The sequence below is a fragment of the Grimontia indica genome (assembly GCF_000333895.2).
Classification (GTDB): Bacteria; Pseudomonadota; Gammaproteobacteria; order Enterobacterales; family Vibrionaceae; genus Enterovibrio; species Enterovibrio indicus.
Genome location: NZ_ANFM02000027.1, coordinates 1 through 20,968 on the forward strand (window position 1 = coordinate 1; position 20,968 = coordinate 20,968).

Here is a 20,968-nt window from a genome sequence, read left to right on the forward strand (position 1 = left end):
ACAACAAAGAGCACGACGTCAGTCAACTCGCCCGAAGGGAGGCCCTCAATGCGCCCACTTCATCGTTAAATTCCACGGAAATAGAACGACTATTCCTCGCGAAATTTGCCTTGAATTGAACGCATTGAGGGCCTCTGAATGCGAGCATCTTCAGGTAGTTTGGGTATATACCCTTGCAGACTGGTATGCCGATTTTTGTAAGGGGTAAAAAGGGAGTTCACCATGACCGATAAAATCAAAATCGACATTGTATCTGACGTAGTATGCCCGTGGTGCATCATCGGCTACAAACGCCTAGAGAGAGCTATCGATGAGCTGGGTATGCAGGATGTTATCGAGCTTGAATGGCAACCGTTCCAACTCAATCCTCATGTGGGGCCGGAAGGTGAGAATTTGCGAGAGCATTTGATGGGTAAATACGGTATCAGTCGTGAAGACAGTGACCGGAACCGCCAAAATTTGACGCAATTGGGTCAAGAGCTTGGCTTCCAATTTTCATTCTTCGATGAGATGAAAACCCTGAACACCCGCGATGCGCATATTCTTTTGGAATACGCAAAAGAAAAGGGGAAGCAAACGGCACTCAAGCTGCGTTTGTTTGATGCTTACTTTTCTGAGAAGCAGGACATTTCGAACCGAGATATTTTGGCGAAACTGCTTGAAAAAGTGGGTCTAAGTGTCGAAGAGGGCATGGCCAAACTAGAAGACACCAAAGCAGCCAAGATCTTCGACGACACTCAGAATTACTGGCGTGGCCTTGGTGTTTCCTCTGTTCCAACGATCGTTTTCAATCGAGAAAGTGCAGTGACAGGCGCTCAACCTGTCGACGTGCTAAAGCAGATATTGAAAGAATTGGATTCTTAATATTGAGAAAGTCGACACATAGATCGTTCATTAGAATGCTCTGAATTTTAATATGACACGGATGTGATTATGAGTCTGTCAGACCACCCTCTCTGGCGTAAGCCCCAGCATCACTTAGACAGCGAAAAATCCAGCGATCACGTTCACTGGCTTGAGCTGTTCTATGACTTGGTGCATGTGGTTTCTATCTTCGTTCTGGGCAATTACCTAAGCCATCATCTTAGTGTGGAAGGCTTTGCCATCTTCGCCATGCTGTTTGTGGTGGTGTGGTTCGCCTGGTTCGATCTCAGCCTGTTTAACTCGCTGTACGTGAGTACAGATATTCGCCACCGATTGGTGATGGCAGCACAGATCCTAACGGTGATGTTGATGACCTCGTCAATCCATTCGATTGACCACGGTGGCTGGGCGTTTTTTGCTGTCGGCTATGCCCTGAACAGATTGATCATCGCCTATCTCTATCGCCGGGCAAGGAAAGTAGGAGATTCTGAATCCTCACTACCCTGTAAAATGTCCCGTAACTACGGAATTGCTTCCGCCATTTTTGCAGTGAGTGCTTTCCTTCCTCAGCCTTACGGTTACATCTTGTTTGGCATTGGTATGGTGGTGATCTGGGCGCTGTTTGTCATGCCAAAGATTGGCATTGTTCGACATGAACGTCTGGTACCGAGATTGGGTCACATGGCAGAGCGTTTTGCCCTGTTGCTGCTGATTGTCGTCGGTGAAGGCTTTTTCAAACTGATCATCACCTTGTCTGAATACGGCGTCTCCAACGTGTCGCCAGATGTATTTGTTAACTACATTATCGGTGGTTTCTCATTGCTGGTGATGTGTTGGATTTACTTTGATTTTGCAGGTAACGGAAAACCACGAAGCACAGATCCAAAAACCATGATGCAGTGGACGTTATCTCACCTCTTGCTCATGTTGTCTGCGGTATGTGTGGGTGTGGCTTTGTCTGCTGAAGTGAAGGTGGGCTTCTGGGATCACTACCCGTTCAAGTATGCAGTCATTGGCTGTCTTGGTCTGGCTGGCTATCTCTATGCGTTGCTTCTTATTCAGAATGTGATTGAAGAGCGTACGGCACACCAATTTGCGACCGCTAAAATCCGCATGGTGGGCATTGGCCTATCCTTTGTGGCGCTAGCGATTGTCGCTTTTGTTCCGGCACTCATCGGCAACTTCGTTTGGGGTGCAGCACTGATTTCTCAGGCGGTGATCCCAATGCGAAATGCTTATGTCGCGATATCAGCGGCCGATACGCAAGCCAAAACTGAAGTGGAAGATGCGGGTTAATGCAGGTGCAAGCGGTCGACAAAAAGCTGCCGGAATCCATCACGCCTTTTCAAATCGCGGTGCTGGTGCTTTCTGTATTTGTCGTGCTTTCGCTGATGGTGGAAATTCTGTTCCCACTCTCTGCTGAAACGCGACAGATCCTGCTATATGTAGACACCCTGATCTGCGGGGTGTTCTTCATCGATTTCGTTCAACAGTTCCGCGCAGCAGAATCCAAGCTGCAATATATGAAATGGGGATGGCTGGATTTGATTTCCTGCATTCCTTTGATGGACGTGAACCAATTTGCCCGTATTCTTCGTGTGGTGCGTCTGGTTAGGGCCATCAAGTCGATATCCATGATTACCCATGCCATCAGTGAAAATAAAGCGTCGTCCTCACTCCATTTTCTGATTGCGACTTCGCTGATCATGATGGTGTTTGGTTCTATCTACGTGCTTTCTCTTGAGCGCGGCATGCCGGGCGCAAACATCCAGACGGCGGCAGACGCATTTTGGTGGACTTTCATTACCATCACGACCGTAGGTTATGGCGATTTCTATCCCGTGACTTTCGAAGGAAGAATTGTCGCCATTATGCTGATCACTATGGGGGTGGGCATGTTTGGCAGCTTTACCGCGGTGTTTGCTTCTTGGCTGATTGCTGAGCCGAAGGACAACAACTCGCCGGCATTGGAAGCTGAAGTGCAATCACTGCGAAAAGAAATTCAGGAGCTAAAAGCGCTGCTGAAAGACAACAAAGGCGTCTAACCAGACGCCTTTATTTTTCGTGTAAACAGCCCTTCTTATCGTTGGGTCAGTGCCAACTTGATACCCAGCCCGACAAACAAGGTTCCCGTTACCCGGTTAAACCAGCGGATAAATGCAAGCTTTGCCAAGGTTTGCTTCATCAACTTTGCCGCACCACCATAAAACATCAAAGAGCCAAAAGAGATCGCCATAAAGCTCAGCGTCATGATGAAAAACTGCGGTGCGACAGGCGCGTTGGTATCCAGAAACTGCGGAAAGAACGAAGCAAAAAAGACGATGGCTTTAGGGTTGGTTATCGCCAGTAGCACACTTTCGCCAAAGTAATGGTGATAGCGCTTATTCGGTTTTTCACCCTCTTCAACTTTTGAATTGCCTATTCGACTTGAGCGAAAAATCTTGATGCCAAGGTAGATGAGATAAATGGCGCCTATGGCTTTAAAGACAGTAAAGACGAGGGAGGATGTCATCAAGAGTGCGCCCAAGCCAAGCATAGACACCACCGAGAGAATGAACAGCCCGACGATATTGGCAAAGCTTGAGGTGGCAACCACTGACATTTTTCCCGCGAGACCATTACGGATGGCCAGCAAAATAGCGGGCCCCGGGCTGGTGACATAGAAAAATGAAACGAAAAGATAAAGCAGAAAAGTCTCTAGCTGCATGAAAAGCACTACTCCCTATGCGCTGGCAGGCTTTACAGATCCAGGTAAAGCCTCAACATGTCTTTATGTTGCACCCCATTTTCCCAAATGGGCTCATCATAGTTGTCTAAAAAATGGTCTTTGACAACATCAAATACCCGAAAGCCCATTCGCTGGTAGAAAGTGAGTTGATAACCAAACGTACCCGTACCCAATTCCAGCCTTTTCATGTCTTTGGCACGAACGAACTGGATCATGTATCGAAGCAGTTGTGTGCCACAGCCTTTGCCCTGAAAGTCAGGGGAAACAGCAATGTTAAATAGCTCCGCACGTTGGTTACCGATAGGCTTGACCACACATGCTGCGACCACATTGTCATCGGATGTTGCAATGACACACCATGAATCAAGTAGATAAGAGGCGATGCTGGATGCTGATGGATCCGCTTCGAGGAGCAGTGACGCAGGAATATGTTGGGGTGTCACTTCGCTGAAAGAGATATTAGCAGGCATCTGATAGATACCTTTTCATAGTAATTTTAAAAGTCGTAGAAAAAAGCATAAATATCCTTTTTGTCGAGCATGGCTCTGTCCTTTGGGCTTATCCATCACCAGATAGGACTGCGTAGAGCGGCTCACCGGTTTTCGCGCAACGAAATTCGACCGTATTCCCCTATGGGACGCTGAAGGAAAGAGTCTTGCCAACACTTTCTGAACGATAGCGAGCGGTGAATTCAACATGTTCAACACCGTGTTGGTTTAGATGCGCGATAATGTTGTCTTCGTCCAGTGGAGAAATCAGTAGGCAAAGATGGTCAACACTATTCTCCATCTCTGTTGGTTCTCCACCACCTCGTCATCCCAGTTGACTATGAATATTGACAATATCAATCAAGGGATTGCCCTCGCGCAATTTGGTCAGCAAACCACGGAAGGCCAGTATAAAATGCGATCATGCTCTTGCGTTTGTCAGTTCTGAGAACCAGATGATCTATGCCCAGAATGTTAAGCATGATTCCTCCTGAATGCGGTGACGCGACGTGTGCCTCGAAATATGGACTTTTTGCGCGGATTACAGAGACGTAATGGGCAAGCTGCGGCGACGTGCTTTGGATTTGTACCATGCTTCTTTTAAGTACCATCCAAGTGTACTAAGGAGTACAGATAGGGTGGTGAACATCAGTATTTGCGTTGGAAATTGGAGGAAAAATGCTTCAACGCCTGAAGTGGGTTCGTAAAGGAACAGCGAAGCCAGACGCGATGACAACAGAACGATGGTAAGGAACAAAGCGGTACGGACGATATAAGAGAACTTTCCATAGCGGCGTTCTTCTCCCCATCGATAAAAGCGTTTGTCGGGTCCCATATTCGTTCCGTATGTTCAACTAAAACATTGATGCGGAAGAATAAAACGAACCTTAAAATTATTGCATTGCGAGTTGTAAATTTGCGAGTGACTCAACGGGACGCTCGGTTAAAAAAGCGCGGTGCATCCTGCCTTGGGAGATGAGCGAGGTTTAGGTTGGCTTCAATCGCGGTGTTGACCGCCAGAGAAGTGGGTGTGCCGAGCGTGATCAGTGTGGCTACACCAGATAACACCGCTTTTTGCACCAATTCGATGCTGCAACGACTGGTGACCAGTAAGGCTTGAGTCGGTGCCAGCGCTTTGTTGCGGATTGCCGTTCCCAGCGTTTTATCCAGCGCATTATGGCGGCCAATATCTTCCCGGCACAGCAAAATCTCGCCTTGTTCATTGACCAACATCGCTGCGTGAATGGCACCGCTTATATGCCCTAAAGACTGCCACTGACGGAGAGACTCCCTAAGCTTGAGGATGCTGCCGTTGCTGAGGGTATCGATATATGGCAAGGGTTCAAATGTCGGAATGGCGTGTTCGAGAGATTCAGTACCGCAAATCCCACACCCTGTGCGACCAGCCAAATGACGCTTTGTGAGGGAAAGTCTCGCCTGTGCGCGGTTGGCAAGCTGCACATTCGCAATCAGCGCGTCGTCTTTCTGTTCGATGTTGATGTCGTGAATTTCGCTGCCACTTCGGATAATCCGCTCACTGAAAGAAAAACCATAAATGAAATCTTCAATATCCTGAGGTGTCACCATCATCACTGCATGGCTGACGCCGTTGTAGCTGATGGCCAGTGGCGTTTCAGTTGGCAGGGTTGCAAACGAAGTGACCTGACTCTCGTCATCAATGTAATGATGCAGCGAGTGGGGAGGAATTGGCGCATCCGGCTGCGCTTCGTCATCTTTCATTTTGCGATTGGTCATTCTCAGCCCTGAGCGGTGTGTATGTCACGAAGCATAGTGCCAACCAGTTTAACGCGTTGCCCCAAAGTGTAAAAAAGGTGATGTCACACTTTGTCGCAAACGCATTTCGGGCGGGCGCATTTGCACATTTCCCAGTGAGATCACCGCTTTACCATGCCTTTATACGGTGGCGTTTTTCCGCCTGACAGCAATGAAAAGACTACACTTTTTAGTGCCGTGACAAATTCAGTGACGGCGTTAGATTTTCCGGAATTCAGGACAATGGAATGACAGATTACTCAGGATTCGGGCTGTTTAAACACGCGCTCACTTTCCATGAAAACTGGCAACGGGCATGGCGAAACCCGACGCCGAAACCTCTTTATGACGTGATCATTGTTGGCGGCGGTGGCCATGGTTTGGCAACGGCTTACTATCTCGCCAAGGAATGTGGCGTTAAGAATGTTGCGGTGGTGGAAAAAGGCTGGCTTGGTGGCGGTAACACCGCACGAAACACCACGATTGTGCGTTCCAATTATTTGTGGGATGAAGCCGCACACCTTTACGAACACTCTCTCAAACTTTGGGAAGGCCTTTCCCAGGAGCTCAATTTCAACCTGATGTTCAGTCAACGTGGCGTGTTGAACTTGGGGCACAACCTTCAGGATATGCGTGATATTGAGCGTCGTGTGAGCGCAAACCGACTAAACGGTATCGACAGTGAAGTATTGGATACCCGAGGCGTACAAGAATTGGTGCCACTTCTTGATTGCTCTGACAATGCCCGCTACCCGGTCTTGGGGGCGAGTTGGCAGCCAAGGGGCGGCGTGGCGCGACACGACGCTGTTGCCTGGGGTTATGCCCGAGCCGCCGATCAACTGGGTGTGGATTTAATCCAACAAACGGAAGTGACCGGTCTTCGTATTGAAGACGGTAAAGTGAAAGGTGTAGAAACCTCTCGCGGGTTTATCGGCGGGGAAAAAGTGGGTTGTGTGGTTGCAGGTAACTCGGGTGAGTTAGCACGAATGGCGGGAATGACCATGCCACTGGAATCCCACCCCTTGCAGGCCATGGTATCTGAGCCAGTGAAGCCATGTATCGACACTGTCATCATGTCTAACGCTGTTCATGGCTACATCAGCCAGTCAGACAAAGGCGACTTGGTGATTGGGGCGGGTATCGACAGCTATAACGGCTTCGGTCAGCGCGGCTCTTTCCCTGTTATCGAACACACGATTTCAGCAATCATCGAGATGTTCCCTTTCCTCAGCCGTGTGCGAATGAACCGTCACTGGGGTGGGATTGTCGATACCTGTCCCGATGCTTGTCCCATCATCAGTAAAACGGACATTCAAGGGCTCTACTTCAACTGTGGTTGGGGGACTGGGGGCTTTAAAGCCACACCGGGTTCAGGTCATGTGTTTGCTCACACTATCGCGAACGATTCGCCGCACCCTATCGCGGCACCATTCAACCTCAACCGTTTTGTCACGGGCCATTTGATTGACGAACACGGCGCTGCCGGTGTTGCGCATTAGGGTCAACAGACCATAGGGAAAGGAACGCAGATGCTACGGATTTATTGCCCTTACTGTGAAGAATACAGAGAAGAAGACGAATTCAGCTATGGCGGTGAAGCGCACATTGTTCGTCCGCTCGAGCCCGAAGCCCTGAGCGATAAAGAATGGGGTCATTACCTGTTCCATCGCAAGAACATTAAGGGGAGCCACCGAGAAATGTGGTATCACGCTGCGGGCTGTCGCAAGTTCTTTAACGTTCAGCGCAACACAGTGACTTACAAGATTGAAGCGGTATACAAAATCGGTGAGTCCGCTCCCGAGGAAAATGGGGAGGCGGGTGCATGAGTCAGATTAACCGTTTAAGTGAAGGCGGGCGTATCGACCGCAATTCCTCTTTCACATTTACTTTTGAAGGCAAAGTGTATCAGGGCCATAAAGGCGACACCTTGGCCTCTGCACTGCTTGCTAACGGCGTGAAAGTCGTGGGGCGCAGTTTCAAATATCACCGTCCCCGTGGCATTTTGGGGGCAGGTGCGGAAGAGCCGAACGCGATTTTGCAGCTTGGTTCGAACGAAGCGACCTCTTTGCCAAATCAGCGCGCGACACAGACTGAGCTTTATGATGGCCTTACTGCCCGCGTTGCCAATGCCTGGCCAAGCCTGGATAAAGACTTTCTTTCCGTTGTGGGAAAAATTGGCGGTGCAATGATGCCTGCCGGCTTCTACTACAAGACTTTCATGTATCCGGAATCCCTTTGGCCAACCTACGAAAAGCAAATTCGAAAGGCGGCGGGGTTGGGTGAAATTCCACGCGCAAACGATCCGGACCAGTACGATCACATGCATCAGCATTGCGAAGTGCTGATTGTTGGTGGTGGTGCTGCAGGCCTGGCAGCGGCAAGACAGTTTCTGGGTTTAGGCCAGCGCGTGATCCTGGTGGATGAACAGTCAGAATTTGGCGGAAGCCTGCTGCATTGCCGCGAGAAGATAAACGGCAACCCTGCAACCCAATGGGTCGCTGAAACCGTGGAGCATCTGGAGGCTGACCATAACTTTATGCTGCTGCCAAGAAGCACCGCGTTTGGTTACTACGACCACAACTTTGTGGGCGTCGTAGAAAGGCTCACCGATCACTTGGGCGAAGACGTTAACGGTGTTCGCCAGCGCATCCATCACATCCGCGCTGAGCATGTTTTGCTGGCAACGGGTGCGATTGAACGTCCGCTGGTATTTGGTAACAACGATTTGCCAGGCAGTATGCTGGCATCGGCGGTACAGATTTATCTCCGTCGCTATGCAGTTGCACCGGGCAATGAGCTGATACTGATGACCACCAATGACGAAGCCTATGACGCGGCGATTGAGTGGCACAACAGTGGCAAAACCGTGGTCGCGATTGTGGATACACGTTCCTTCTCTGATGGCGAGCGGGTCAAAGAAGCCAAGGCTTTAGGAATCTCTGTCTTGCATGGTCATGCCGTGACCAGCCTTCAAGGTAGCAGCCATGTCACTGGTGCGGAAGTAGCTCCTATCGACCGTGATGGGAAGAGCGTCACGGGCACGATGAGAGTCATCAGCTGTGACACGGTAGCCACCAGCGGAGGTTGGAGCCCGGCGCTGCATCTCAGTTGCCACACGGGCGGTCGTCCTAGTTGGCGTGATGATATAGCGGGATTCGTGCCTTCAAATACTGTTGAAGGAATGGATTACGCAGGCGCTGTCAATGGTGAGAGTGCGTTGCTGGAAGTGATTCAGGACGGGGCAGCCAAAGCCAAAGCCATTGCAGACGCATTGGGCTCAGAGCTCGCCGAAACGACAGTTCCTGTCGTGGACACATTGCAAACCGATTCTGCTATGGCGATGTACTTGGTGCCTTACCGTTTACCGGTCAGCCGCGCGCCAAAACAGTTTGTGGACTTTCAGAATGATGTTACTGCTGCGGGTATCGAGCTGGCAGTTCGAGAAGGTTACGAATCCATAGAGCATATCAAACGCTACACCGCGATGGGCTTTGGTACTGATCAGGGGAAAACGGGCAATATCAACGGTATGGCTATTGCTGCCAATGCAATGGGTAAATCCATTGCTGAAACCGGGACCACCATTTTCCGCCCAATGTACACGCCAGTGACCTTTGGTGCATTGGCAGGGCAGCATGTCGGCAAACTGTTCGATCCGGCGCGTTATACCGCGATGCACGAATGGCATGTCAAAGAAGGCGCGTTGTTTGAAAACGTTGGCCAATGGAAGCGCCCTTGGTATTACCCGAAGAACGGCGAAACCATGGATGAGGCTTTGGCACGAGAGTGTAAGGCAACCCGCGAAAGTGTCGGTATTCTGGATGCATCCACACTCGGTAAAATCGACATTCAGGGTAAAGATGCCCGCGAATTCCTGAACCGCATTTATACCAATGGCTGGGACAAACTGGCACCGGGACGTTGCCGCTATGGCCTGATGTGTCACGAAGACGGCATGGTGTTTGATGATGGCGTGACATCCTGTATTTCAGACTCTCACTTCATCATGACAACTACATCAGGCGGTGCAGCGGGTGTGCTGCAATGGCTGGAAGTGTGGCACCAGACCGAATGGCCAGAGCTTGAAGTTTACTTCACCAGTGTGACGGACCAATGGGCGACGATGACGATTTCCGGTCCAAATTGCCGCAATGTGCTGCGTCAGTTGGTTGGCGATGAAGATGTCTCTGAAGAGGCTATGCCGTTCATGAGCTGGAAGCCGATGAAGGTGGCTGGCGTGGATGCACGCGTTTTCCGCATCAGTTTCACGGGCGAGCTATCGTTCGAAATTAATGTGAATGCGAACTACGGCCTTTACGTGTGGGAACAGGTGATGAAAGCGGGTGAAGCCTACAACATCACCCCTTACGGCACGGAAACCATGCACATTCTGCGTGCAGAGAAAGGCTTTATTATCGTGGGGCAGGATACTGATGGCTCGGTGACGCCTCAGGATCTCAATATGGGTTGGATTACTGGTAAGCAGAAAACCTACAGCTTCTTGGGTCGTCGATCCTGGTCACGGGAGGACACTGTCCGAACTGACAGGAAACAGCTGGTGGGCCTGAAATGCGTGGAGTCACACAAGGTTATTCCAGAAGGGGCGCAGGCAGTCGATAACCCTGACCAACCAGTCCCAATGACCATGGTGGGGCATGTCACCTCTTCATACTTCAGTGCCGTATTGGGGCATTCCATCGCTTTCGGTCTCATAAAAGATGGTCTTAACCGAATGGGGGAGTATGTTTATTTCCCATTGGCGAATGGCAAAACACTCAAGGCGGAGATTTGCAGCTCAGTGTTTTACGACACTAAAAATGAAAAGCCAATGAATGCGAACGAGGATGAAGTGTCGGCGCTGTCAGAAAGCTATGAACCAGTAAAACGCACACCTGTGCATCATCTCGGTAAATCGCACCCATCTTCACCGGGCGTGCATTTGCATGAGCGCGATGGTGTAAGCCATCTCGTGTTACGTGGTGAGCCTACTGCAGAGTTCTCTGCGGCAGTGGAAAGTGCATTAGGGCTGACCTTGCCAGTTTCACCTTGTACTTCTTCGGTGAACGATTCGCTGCAAATTTGGTGGCAATCGCCAGATGAGTGGCTGATCCTGAGCTTCGAGCAAGATGCAAGTACCATCGAGAAGAAACTTCGGGAAGCGTTGCAAGGGCATTTCCAAATCACGGATGTCAGTGGTGGGCAGACATTGCTAATGCTGACTGGTTCTCATGCCAAAGACGTGCTGAAGAAATCTGTTTCCTACGATGTCGATGGAAGAAGCTTCATCATGGGCAAGTGCGTTGGCACATCTTTCGCCAAAGGGCAGGTGTTTATGCGCCATCACAGTGAAAACTGTTATGACCTGATTGTGCGCCGAAGTTTTGCTGATTACATCGCGCTTTGGATACAGCAATCCGCCGACGAATACGGATTGGCGCTGGACTGCTGATTGGCCTACTAACTCAATACTCATTGCCCGCTTCATGCGGGCTTTGTTTTTCTTAGCCACGTGACGCATTAGCCACCTGCATTAGTGATATTGTTTAACACCCAAACGACCTGAAGATGCGGGATTCAGGTTATTTGGGTATTAAACAATAACGAGATGGCGCGCTTGGATTTTATCACTGACCCTTTGTTTTACCTTATGGCTATCCCGGCCGTGCTGATTTACGGCATCGGTAAAGGTGGGTTGGGTGGCGCGCTGGGTATCATCGCCGTTCCGCTTATGGCACTGACGATAGCACCGACACAGGCTGCGGCTATCTTGCTACCGATTCTTCTTGTGATGGACGTATTCGCCGTTCGCTATCACTACCGCAAGGCTGATTATTCCGTGATCAAGCAAATGCTACCGGGTGCGCTGGTGGGCGTTGCACTCGCAGGCTTCTACATGCAAGCTGTTTCGCAGGCAGGATTGAAGCTGACGATTGGGGTATTGTTGCTGTGGTTTTGTGGTCAGTATTTATTGAGCCTGTTAGGAATGGCCAAGCCCGCCAGAAGGCGAAATAACATGTTGGCAGCCACGCTGTGGGGTGGTGTGAGCGGGTTTTCCAGCACCACCATCCATGCCGGTGGTGGCCCTGCGAGTATTTATCTTCTTCCTCTGAGGCTCGAAAAAGTCACGCTGGTGGCAACTATGGCGGTGTTCTTCGCTGTGTTAAATGTGGTGAAACTTATTCCTTACGCGGCTCTTGGCGAACTTGACACCAACAATTTGTCTACGGCATTGATACTCGTGCCATTGGCACCAATCGGGGTGGCGCTGGGCGTGAAGCTTCTGCATCGCGTCAGTCAGGCGCGCATTTATCAGCTTTGCTACCTGTTTCTTTTCCTGTCGGGTGTGAAGCTTTCTGTGGATGGGATCAGCGGGCTTCTTTGACTATTTCCTGCTGAGCCTGAATGCCAGTGATACCGCCAGGCTCTGTGCTAAGCAGAGTGTCGCCGTTTGGGAGCGGAAGGATTCAACCTCTGCTTCTTTAATCACAAAGCAAACGTGGCTATTTGCCGCCAGAGGGCTCACCTGACTGTCGGTAAAAATGATTTGTTTTGCCTTTTTCATGGCGGCGAACTCACACAGCTCAACCGTTTCTGGCGAGTAAGGGGAGAAGCTCGCACCAATTACCAAGTCTTTGCTGCCCACCAACGCTAATTGCTCAGCTGCCATGCTGCCGAATCCGTCGACAATCACAACACGGCGTTCAAGATGACGAAGTGCATAACCCAGGTATGAGGCGATGCTGAAAGCACGACGCATCGCCACGATGTATATGGTTTCCGCGTTTTCTAAAAGATCGACGGCTGCATCCAACTGCTCGGGTGCGATTGCATTGGAGAGCTCCTGAAGCGCGACGGTATTGGCGTGACTAAACTGCTGCAGAATGTCTGACGGCGTTTCCAGTTCCCTTTCTTCACCTTGGGCGTTTTGTAGCAGACGGGCGCGTTCAGTATAGCTGCTGGTTTCCTCAACAAGGTTTTTGCGGAACAGTTGCTTCATTTCGTTGAAGCCACTGAATTCAAATGCATTTGCAAAGCGGATCAGTGTTGAAGGAGGCACATTCGCATGAGTGGCAATGACGGCTACAGTGTCGAAGGCAATGCTGTTGGGGTTATCCAACACATAGTGAGCAACCTGCTGAAGCCGTTTACTCAGATCATGATAGCGGTGACGGATTTGTTGTTGTAATTCAGCGAGGTGAGTTGCAGTTGCCATAGCGATCCCTGATTTAGCACGTCTATGTCAAGTGTAATGTTTCGTTAAAGAATAGGAAATGGAATTTTTATTCCAATCCTTATACTAACAACAACGGCGGGCGACTTAACTGAAAGTGATCTCGCTGAAGTGAGGGTTATCAACTAAGACCTTCATCGAGGTAACATTGTCGAGCACAACCAACACTTCTTCACCATCGACATCCAACACCATACATTCCTCTTTCTGGATATTTCGCGCGGTATCTTTGGCAATGCCTTCGTTAACGCCACCGTCTTTCATCACTAACCTCACGGGGTAGTGATACAAACAGGCGATTTCGACATAGTCATATTCGGCACATTTAATCATGAACCTTCCCTCCATGGGTGATAGTTCTTTTAGTGTGACCCAAAGAGTAAAAACCCGCTAACAATAGCGGGCTCAAATTTACTACTTGGATTCCGCCGTATTAGGCAAAGGGACTGCAACCACCTCGACACGTCGGTTCTCGGTTCTACCCGCTGCTGTTTTGTTGCTTTGTGCGGGTTTGGTTTCCCCTGCAGAGACAGTTTTGAGTTGTTTCTTGTCTCCGCCAGCATCAACCAAATAGCCTTTGACCGACTCTGCGCGTTTCAGACCCAGGGTCAGGTTGTAAGCGTGCGAACCTACGCTGTCTGTGTGACCTGTGATGGAAAGCGGTGTAGAGGAAGTTTTTATGGAATCCACAATTCTCGCCAGAATCTTCTTGCCTGTTGGTGTCAGAGAAGACTTATCAAACCCGAAGTGCACTTTAGCAATCAACCCACTTTTTCCTTGCTCTATTTTTGGGGTTTCGCGCACCAAGAGCTCTGCACATTCTTTATTGAGGCCCGCGTTGAGCAGGGCGTTGATGAAGATTGGGGTGGTTGGAAAAGCGTTGGTTTGGCGTTCAAGTTGGAGGTAATGCGCCTTATGAAAAAAGACATCAGTCGATTGCCCAACGTCTATTTTGAATCTGACCTCTGTTTGCTTGTCTGAACAAATGTCCTCAAACACCGTTGCCGAAATGTTAGATGCTAGAGTCGGCATCGCCACGCTGCTCAATGCAATAAAAAGCGCAGGAAGGGTAAAGGTGGCTTTCATAAATGCTCCGTTATTCATCGTAGTGGCGATAGTAAAGGTGACCGACTTCTTCACTGATCAACTCAAGGACAGTGTCAAAGATTTCCTGATAAGAATCGGCAGACTGAATATTGTCTTCGCCAGCACATATTTTTAGTCCGGGGTTGGTTTCTAGGTTATAGTCAAAACCAATGACGAAAATTTTGGCTTCAACGTCTCGCCCGTTAATCGTTTTGGCTTCAAGATCGCTGATGATGTTGTTGCAAAGGCCTCGTTCATATAATCGAAGAGCAGCGTAGCCCGGATAGCGGTTATCGTTTGAGTTTCCATCGTTTGCTGAGTCAATACCATCAGAAAGCACGATAATTAATTTTCGAACATTCTCGCCTTCATTGACGATTTTCGCTGCATCGATCAAACCTTCGTAAGATGCCGTACCATAATCTGGATAAAAACTGGAAATAGTTGAACGGAACTGTCTGAAGTTGTCGGTTAAATCGAGCGTGTAAAAATAAGAGTCGTCACCACTATATCTGCCGTTAATGCGGGTATAGCGATTGTTCAAAGGATCCGAAGCGGTAGCCGAATAGTTAATATTGGGAATGTTTCGCCACCATTCCCACGTTAAACTGCTTGAATTATAGTTATAATCTACGTTGCTGTAATAGCGGCTCCCATTGTTTGGGTACATGTTGTAACCAATGAATGCTGCACGGTTTTTTAGCTTGGAACCGTTGAGCTCTTGCTCGGTTTTTTCATTGAAAGTTTCCAGCTTTTGGGTGATGTCGGAAATGACGTCAATAACACCCCGATACTTCAACTTCCCATTCCATGATTCCTGCATTGACCCGGAAAAATCGGCAACAAAAGCAACATCAATGGTATATCCCTGATATTTTCGAGCTACGGCCTTACCGCCCATTTCCTGAACTTCTTCGTAACCCAAGTTGTAGTCGTCTTGTGGGTACCAAGAATCGAAATCAGCATTAATGACAACTTTGTATTCGGTAAATACCAAGCCTTCCTCATCATAAATACCGGGCTTTCCGCAATCATTACCATAAATTTCGTCACAACTTTTTCGGACGATAGCAATATCTGATTGCTCAATTTCGCCATCTGGAACAAAAACGTTCGTTACTTTTTGAGCAAGCTCTTTGTTTTCGCTCTCGACTGTAGATGCATTCGCAGCAACGGCCAATGAAGCCATTTCAACCGCGTCGCCAAGTCTTGCGTGTGTTTGCAAATAGCGCGTTGACTCAACAGCAAAAACAAAAATGCTGAAGAACAAAGGATACATAATCACAAAAATAATGGTGGCTATGCCTTGTTGTTTTTTGGGTGAATGAAAATTCATTTTCTTTCCCTAGCGACCAAATGACATTGAGATTGAGCGGACTCGTTCGAAGTTTTCACCAACGATGTCGCCATACCAGTTCTTCGAGCGATAGCAAATAGTGACTTGGTAAAGCGTAAGTTTGTTGTCGAACTGGGTGATAGGAGCCATATCTATCATGTTGGATAGAACAGTGTCTGGCTGACATGCATATTGACCGAGGCTAAAGCGGTGAACATTAACAACGGGACTGATTGGCTGCTTATTGTCATCGAATTGTTGTTGTTCGATATAAAGGCCTAATCGTGATGCTTCGAAATCGCCAATAGTATCTTTGAGAGACCTTGATACGAGGTCCAAGCCTTTTGTTGCTTCGGCATAGGTGATCGTCTCATCGCCGTCAAAGAGTTCAGTGCGCTCTTTGATAAGGCTGACGAGTGAATAGGAAAGCCTATCCAGTTTTCCTTTGATGGATTGCTTGACGACCACATCCATAGTGAAAACCAAAACGAGGCTAAAACCAATCAATACCAAGACAAGTTCTATGGTGAATACGCCGCGTTGTTTATTGACTAAATTGGTCACGTTCAAACTCCTGAATGCCAAATACTTCACGGGCTAAAGTAATATTCTGTAAGCCGCCTACCCAATTGAAAACTGACGAGTAGTCATAGCTCACTCTATAGAGCGCAATGGGGTTGTCCTCTCGCTCTTCGCTTCCTTGACTGTTAGGGGAGGTGGCATCGTTATAAGACTCGTAATAACGTACCGATATATTGAATTTGTTGCGGTCTAGAAATCGAGCCCAAGTGCTATCGTTGTCATTGAGCGTGCGCATGAATACATCGGTGTAGTCACTGTTTGCAGATGTTCTGGCATTGCGTGATGACTCAGCGATGGCATAGTCGACGGCGGATGAAATGAATCCCATGATGCACAACTCCACCCAAAATATCAGAACATAAAATAGAGCCATGAATCCAAGAACGAATTCAATGGCAACAACACCACGTTGTTTGTTCATATTATTTTTATTTTGCATTTCCGTATCTCTAAGCCTTCCATCGAATGAAAAGTTTGTTTCCTTTAACTTGAACCTCAGGCTTACCCTGTTTGTCGTCCCTCATTTCAAGTACGATACGTACAAAGTTTTCATGTTCCCCCAGAACCAATTTTTTAGCGGGACCTTCTTTGTAATAACGACGCCGCTTTGTGGTGAAATCTTTTGCACCCTCAATGTCAAACACCCACTTTTTGCGTTTCTCCAAATACTCTGTATTGATTTGTCCCAGTGGAAAATCAGATGTTGCTATGTATTCTTCACCTTCAGCGGTTGATTTATATTCAACGTGAGTCACCAAGCGACGCGATTTAGCAAACTGACGTTTTTTCTTGGTTTCAGCCAGTTCTGCCAGCCGTTTCGCTTGTTTTTCTTCTTCAATCGCTCGCTGAGCGCTCTTGGCTTTTGCTTGCTCCATTTTTATTCGGAGTTTTGCTAGTTGGTCATTTGAGCCTGTCGCTGTATTTAGTTCTGGTTGGGCCGGGCTTGTTACAATGTTCGACTGAACCTTTGGCCCACTCTCCATATTGCCCTTTGTCGCAACATCTTGCTGTTTTGTCTTTACTGGTTCAGGCTGCTTGTCTTGTTTTCCCATTGGCACTGAAGCGGATTTCTCAACATATGTGAGCTTATTTGTGTTGAGAGTTGTGGCCCGAAGTCCCGTAAACTTCTCGGCGAGATAGGTATCATTTTCGCTGTTTGCCAGTAATTGACTGAATGCGCGTGTTTTGCCAGCTTTAGCATAAGCGAGAAGTAGGTTGGCTTTGGCCTTATCATCGGCTCTACCTGCCTGAACAAGTGGGGCGAGAATATCAATAGCTTCGTCGTAGTCACCTTTCAAAAGCGCCATCATCGCTAAATTATTTTTTACTGCGGCATCGTTGTAGTGATTTTTCCTTGCGGTTTCAAAGGCCGTGGTGGCATCGGCAAATTTTCCTTGTTCAGCCAGAATCAACCCTCTGAGGTTGTGTGCTTCACCTAAACCTTTTTCCTTTCGAATTGCGGTATTCGCATGTTGTTCAGCTAACGTCAATTTGCCTTGATCGAGAAAAACGTTTGCACGAAGAAGGGCGAGTTCTGCGCTATCCAGCTTCCTGGGAGATATTTGGGATAGTTGGAACATGGCAGCTTCTGCATCTCCCAACTTGTAATGTGCTGATGCGAGCTTGAATCTCGTGGCGGCAGATGGTTCTTCTTGCAGCTGCCTTTCGTAGCGTTTTACAAGAGCAGCATAGTTTCCTGAGTTAATGAGGATGTCTTCACCGTTATCTTTCACGTACTGAGATGGTGAAGAAGAGGTACAACCTACTAATAGGGTTGCTGCAAAAAAATAAGCGAAGATTTTCATTAACCTAACATCCTCATAACTCCTGGTGCGGTAATCAAAATCACGATTGGCATCATGATGAAAATGATCAAAGGAACAGACATTTTTGAAGCTAGCTTGCCGGCTTTTTCCTCCAGAGAGAGCAATTGAATTTCACGTATGTCTCTCGCCAACGTTGAAAGAACACCGTAAATTGAGGTTCCGTGCTGCATGCTTTGAGAGAGTGTCATCACGAAGCTGCGCATTTCAGGAGCAGGGATCCGCTCATGCAGTTCTCTCAAAGCTTTTTCAAGACCGACAGTTTGAGACCTATCTCTCAGGCGTTTAAGCATATAGGCCATATCTCTATCAAATGCAGCCATTTCAGATGTGAGATAAAACAAGGTTGTTTCGATAGTCATGCCTGTTTGTACACAAACGCCCATTAGATCGAGAAGGTAGGGTAGTTTTCGGGTTAGTTTGGATGCTAAAGCTCGGCGACGCATGTCCAGATAAATATCAGGAGCGATAACAACTGCTACGACGAGTAGACTCAACCACATCACCTTTGAAGTGACTGATTCACTGAGAGGTGTGTCGCCCGAAAACAAAATAATCAGGGTGCCTACAGCACAGACCGTGTACTTGATAAGGAAGTAGTAAGGCGCGAGGGAGGTATTGTAAAAACCTGCACCGATAAACTTCTCTTCAATTTCCCGGTTTGTACCTGCAAGAAAACTAGCTGTAAAACTGGCTATCTCAGACATCGCCGATTTTTGGGTAGATGCGGTTGGAGCGTCGAGTGTCTGGCGTATGCGGTAGCGGCGAAAAAACGAAACATAAATCCCGGTAAGAATCACTGCCGCACCAACGGATATCAGCAAGGTGTAGAAAACTATCTGTACACCAGTCATTACTTAACGCTCCGCATAAGGCCAGTAATGATTGCCATACCAATTGCTTCACTAATAAGGGTGTAGTAAAGCAGTGGGCGACCGTTTTCATTGTTCATCACGAAGTCATAGTTTTCAGGACTAAGTACACGCATGATGAAGAAAATGAAAATGAATGGTATGGCACACACAATGTATGCAGACATTCGCGCCTCTGCGGTCATCGCCCTCTTTTTCATTTCTATTGAACGGGCATCAAACAGAACTCGATTCAATCGAGTGATCACTTCCCGAAGCTGGCCGCCTCGGTTAACGTTGACGCGCATTGCGATTACGAAGAATTGAAATGATGGTGTGGGAAACCGCAAACAAGCCTTCCTGAATACAGCATCTGTCGACTCCCCCATATTCAGACGTTCTCCCATGCGCTTGAATTCTTTACCGACGATACTGTCGAGATTTCCACCGACAAAAACGATGGCATGAAGCAAACTTTCACCAGCGGAGACTGAGCTAGCAATCATGTTTAGCGCATCAGGGAAGCTATCCTCAAACGCATTCTGAGCTCGGGTATTTAGGTATGAAAGACCTAAAATGGCAGATAAAGGCACTGTGATTACGAGACTAGTAATCATGGATAAATGGAATAAGGTACCCAACACGTAAACCCCAAGCATTGAGGTGACGGCGAAGAACGCGATGATTTTCAGAAGTGCAAACCGTCCTATATCGGCCAACACATTCTCGAACGCGCGTTTTACTCTTTGCGGATAGGTAGTTTGCGTCAGCGCATCCATGTCTACCGCACGGTTTTCTAGAAATTGGGTTTCCGGGAGCGGGTTATTGTCTTTTAGCAATGTTTCCCGACGGGATTTAAGACGCGTTTGTTTGTGGAGCAAGTAGAGTCCAAACGCTAGGAATAAGCAGTAAATCGCGTTTGCAATCATGAAGATCTCCCGCTGAAGATACTGTTTAGTTCTTTATCTAAACCGAAGTAACGGGCCTTTTCATAAAGCACCGAACGTTGAAGCAAGCCAGAAGTGATAAAGTCGCCACGCACTTTTCCGTTTTCTCCAATACCACGGTGCTCAAAGCGGAAAATTTCCTCCATGACTACGTTGTTACCCTCCATACCAACGACTTCACTAATGCTAAGCACCTTACGGCTACCATCATGAAGGCGACTGATTTGGATAATGACATCGATAGCACTGACTATGGTTCGCCTAATCGCTTCCAAGGGGAGAGAGGAGGTTGCCATCATGACCATGCTCTCGATACGGGATATAGCATCTCTAGGGTTATTGGCATGAAGTGTTGTCATTGAACCATCATGGCCAGTGTTCATCGCTTGGAGCATTTCAAATGCTTCTGAACCACGACACTCACCAATAATGATTCTGTCTGGACGCATACGCAGTGCGTTAATAACTAGCTGGCGCTGATTGACTTCACCGGTACCTTCTATACCTGCTGTACGTGTTTCAAGGCGGACGACATGGGGTTGTTGCAATCTCAGTTCTGCCGCATCCTCAATAGTGACGACTCGCTCTTTCTCCGAAATATAGTGAGATAAAGCATTCATCATGGTTGTTTTACCGGAGCCCGTACCTCCTGATATCACAATGTTTGCGCGGCATCTCGAAGCAATGACCATCAATTTGGCTAATTCAGGAGTCATGGCTCCAAATTCAACTAGATCCGCAAACATGATGCTTTGCTTTTTAAACTTACGGATTGAAACGGAAGCACCATCAATCGCAATTGGAGGGAGCACGATATTTACCCGGCTGCCATCCTCCAAGCGTGCATCACACATCGGCACCGACTCATCCACCCGACGACCCACGCGTGCCGCAATGCGCTTTGCAACATTAATCAGTTGTTGGTTATCGATGAATGTGATTGGAGATTTTTCCACCAAACCATTTCGTTCGATGAAGACATCAGACGGACCATTAATCATGATGTCAGAGATTGTGTCATCTTCGATTAACGGTTGAATGGGACCTAAACCTCGAAGCTCATCGTACATCATTCGTACGAAGTCACTTCTCAACGCATTGTTAATAGGTACGTTGTCTTGATCGGCCAATAGGTTAATGGCCTCAATTAACTGCCGCTGCAGATCTTCACGTTTCAGTGAGGCAATGGCTTCCGCATCGATAGCATCAAAGATTCTCTCGCGAAGCGAACGATATAAGTCTCTTGTTCCCTGCATATG

General features: G+C 48.1%; 23 protein-coding genes. 7 read left to right on the forward strand and 16 right to left on the reverse strand.

Features of this window, described 5'->3' with window-relative positions:
* Positions 1 to 222 precede the first annotated feature (222 nt).
* The 3 genes from D515_RS15040 to D515_RS15050 all read left to right on the forward strand — a co-directional run bounded on the left by D515_RS15040 (position 223) and on the right by D515_RS15050 (position 2,909).
* The gene (locus D515_RS15040; RefSeq protein WP_002539796.1) at positions 223 to 864 is read left to right on the forward strand and encodes a DsbA family oxidoreductase; all 642 of its coding nucleotides are present in this window, start codon (positions 223 to 225) and stop codon (positions 862 to 864) included.
* 69 nt (positions 865 to 933) lie between these two features.
* Positions 934 to 2,160, forward strand: a complete 1,227-nt coding sequence (locus D515_RS15045; RefSeq protein WP_002539797.1) for a low temperature requirement protein A — start codon at positions 934 to 936, stop codon at positions 2,158 to 2,160.
* Positions 2,160 to 2,909: a potassium channel family protein gene (locus D515_RS15050; RefSeq protein WP_002539798.1), complete on the forward strand. Its 750-nt coding sequence runs from the start codon at positions 2,160 to 2,162 to the stop codon at positions 2,907 to 2,909. Before D515_RS15045 ends, D515_RS15050 begins: the two co-directional genes overlap by 1 nt.
* Before the next feature lie 35 nt (positions 2,910 to 2,944).
* Here the strand turns inward: D515_RS15050 and D515_RS15055 are convergent, their stop codons facing one another.
* The 6 genes from D515_RS15055 to fdhD form a co-directional block, all read right to left on the reverse strand.
* Entirely contained in the window at positions 2,945 to 3,571 is a 627-nt protein-coding gene (locus D515_RS15055; RefSeq protein WP_002539800.1) for a LysE family translocator, read from the reverse strand.
* 32 nt (positions 3,572 to 3,603) lie between these two features.
* Positions 3,604 to 4,062: a GNAT family N-acetyltransferase gene (locus D515_RS15060; RefSeq protein ID WP_002539801.1), complete on the reverse strand. Its 459-nt coding sequence runs from the start codon at positions 4,060 to 4,062 to the stop codon at positions 3,604 to 3,606.
* Positions 4,063 to 4,222: 160 nt separating this feature from the next.
* Positions 4,223 to 4,381 carry a hypothetical protein gene (locus D515_RS26205; protein WP_002539803.1) on the reverse strand — a complete coding sequence of 53 codons (159 nt, stop codon included), beginning with the start codon at positions 4,379 to 4,381 and terminating at the stop codon, positions 4,223 to 4,225.
* 55 nt (positions 4,382 to 4,436) lie between these two features.
* Positions 4,437 to 4,562, reverse strand: a complete 126-nt coding sequence (locus D515_RS26355; RefSeq protein WP_275040985.1) for a hypothetical protein — start codon at positions 4,560 to 4,562, stop codon at positions 4,437 to 4,439.
* A 59-nt stretch (positions 4,563 to 4,621) separates the two neighbouring features.
* Positions 4,622 to 4,915: a hypothetical protein gene (locus D515_RS15070; RefSeq protein ID WP_002539805.1), complete on the reverse strand. Its 294-nt coding sequence runs from the start codon at positions 4,913 to 4,915 to the stop codon at positions 4,622 to 4,624.
* 92 nt (positions 4,916 to 5,007) lie between these two features.
* Positions 5,008 to 5,835, reverse strand: a complete 828-nt coding sequence (gene fdhD / locus D515_RS15075; protein WP_002539806.1) for a formate dehydrogenase accessory sulfurtransferase FdhD — start codon at positions 5,833 to 5,835, stop codon at positions 5,008 to 5,010.
* 266 nt (positions 5,836 to 6,101) lie between these two features.
* On the opposite strand from fdhD, the gene D515_RS15080 reads away from it, so the two are divergent.
* The 4 genes from D515_RS15080 to D515_RS15095 all read left to right on the forward strand — a co-directional run bounded on the left by D515_RS15080 (position 6,102) and on the right by D515_RS15095 (position 12,235).
* Positions 6,102 to 7,352 carry a sarcosine oxidase subunit beta family protein gene (locus tag D515_RS15080; protein WP_002539808.1) on the forward strand — a complete coding sequence of 417 codons (1,251 nt, stop codon included), beginning with the start codon at positions 6,102 to 6,104 and terminating at the stop codon, positions 7,350 to 7,352.
* A 30-nt stretch (positions 7,353 to 7,382) separates the two neighbouring features.
* On the forward strand, positions 7,383 to 7,679 hold the full coding sequence (locus D515_RS15085; RefSeq protein WP_002539810.1) for a sarcosine oxidase subunit delta: 297 nt from the start codon (positions 7,383 to 7,385) through the stop codon (positions 7,677 to 7,679).
* On the forward strand, positions 7,676 to 11,302 hold the full coding sequence (locus D515_RS15090; protein ID WP_002539811.1) for a sarcosine oxidase subunit alpha family protein: 3,627 nt from the start codon (positions 7,676 to 7,678) through the stop codon (positions 11,300 to 11,302). The genes D515_RS15085 and D515_RS15090 overlap by 4 nt, the downstream gene beginning before the upstream one ends.
* Before the next feature lie 156 nt (positions 11,303 to 11,458).
* On the forward strand, positions 11,459 to 12,235 hold the full coding sequence (locus D515_RS15095) for a sulfite exporter TauE/SafE family protein (protein WP_002539813.1): 777 nt from the start codon (positions 11,459 to 11,461) through the stop codon (positions 12,233 to 12,235).
* On the opposite strand, the gene D515_RS15100 is transcribed toward D515_RS15095, so the two are convergent.
* The 10 genes from D515_RS15100 to D515_RS15145 form a co-directional block, all read right to left on the reverse strand.
* Positions 12,236 to 13,066, reverse strand: coding sequence for a MurR/RpiR family transcriptional regulator (locus tag D515_RS15100; protein ID WP_002539814.1), 831 nt, complete (start codon positions 13,064 to 13,066; stop codon positions 12,236 to 12,238).
* A 105-nt stretch (positions 13,067 to 13,171) separates the two neighbouring features.
* Positions 13,172 to 13,417, reverse strand: a complete 246-nt coding sequence (locus D515_RS15105; protein WP_002539816.1) for a Rho-binding antiterminator — start codon at positions 13,415 to 13,417, stop codon at positions 13,172 to 13,174.
* Positions 13,418 to 13,498: 81 nt separating this feature from the next.
* Positions 13,499 to 14,170, reverse strand: coding sequence for an OmpA family protein (locus tag D515_RS15110; RefSeq protein WP_002539818.1), 672 nt, complete (start codon positions 14,168 to 14,170; stop codon positions 13,499 to 13,501).
* 10 nt (positions 14,171 to 14,180) lie between these two features.
* Positions 14,181 to 15,506 (reverse strand): TadE/TadG family type IV pilus assembly protein, encoded by a 1,326-nt coding sequence (locus D515_RS15115; RefSeq protein WP_002539820.1) that lies wholly within the window; start codon positions 15,504 to 15,506, stop codon positions 14,181 to 14,183.
* Positions 15,507 to 15,515: 9 nt separating this feature from the next.
* Positions 15,516 to 16,070 (reverse strand): tight adherence pilus pseudopilin TadF, encoded by a 555-nt coding sequence (tadF, locus tag D515_RS15120; RefSeq protein ID WP_002539822.1) that lies wholly within the window; start codon positions 16,068 to 16,070, stop codon positions 15,516 to 15,518.
* Positions 16,051 to 16,416: a hypothetical protein gene (locus tag D515_RS15125; RefSeq protein WP_002539823.1), complete on the reverse strand. Its 366-nt coding sequence runs from the start codon at positions 16,414 to 16,416 to the stop codon at positions 16,051 to 16,053. Before D515_RS15125 ends, tadF begins: the two co-directional genes overlap by 20 nt.
* A 121-nt stretch (positions 16,417 to 16,537) precedes the next feature.
* Positions 16,538 to 17,893 (reverse strand): tetratricopeptide repeat protein, encoded by a 1,356-nt coding sequence (locus tag D515_RS15130; RefSeq protein ID WP_002539825.1) that lies wholly within the window; start codon positions 17,891 to 17,893, stop codon positions 16,538 to 16,540.
* Positions 17,893 to 18,765: a type II secretion system F family protein gene (locus D515_RS15135; protein WP_002539827.1), complete on the reverse strand. Its 873-nt coding sequence runs from the start codon at positions 18,763 to 18,765 to the stop codon at positions 17,893 to 17,895. Before D515_RS15135 ends, D515_RS15130 begins: the two co-directional genes overlap by 1 nt.
* A complete protein-coding gene (locus D515_RS15140) occupies positions 18,765 to 19,691 on the reverse strand; it encodes a type II secretion system F family protein (RefSeq protein ID WP_002539828.1) in 927 nt (308 codons plus the stop codon). The genes D515_RS15135 and D515_RS15140 overlap by 1 nt, the downstream gene beginning before the upstream one ends.
* Positions 19,688 to 20,965 carry a TadA family conjugal transfer-associated ATPase gene (locus D515_RS15145; RefSeq protein ID WP_002539829.1) on the reverse strand — a complete coding sequence of 426 codons (1,278 nt, stop codon included), beginning with the start codon at positions 20,963 to 20,965 and terminating at the stop codon, positions 19,688 to 19,690. Before D515_RS15145 ends, D515_RS15140 begins: the two co-directional genes overlap by 4 nt.
* Between the last annotated feature and the right edge of the window lie 3 nt (positions 20,966 to 20,968).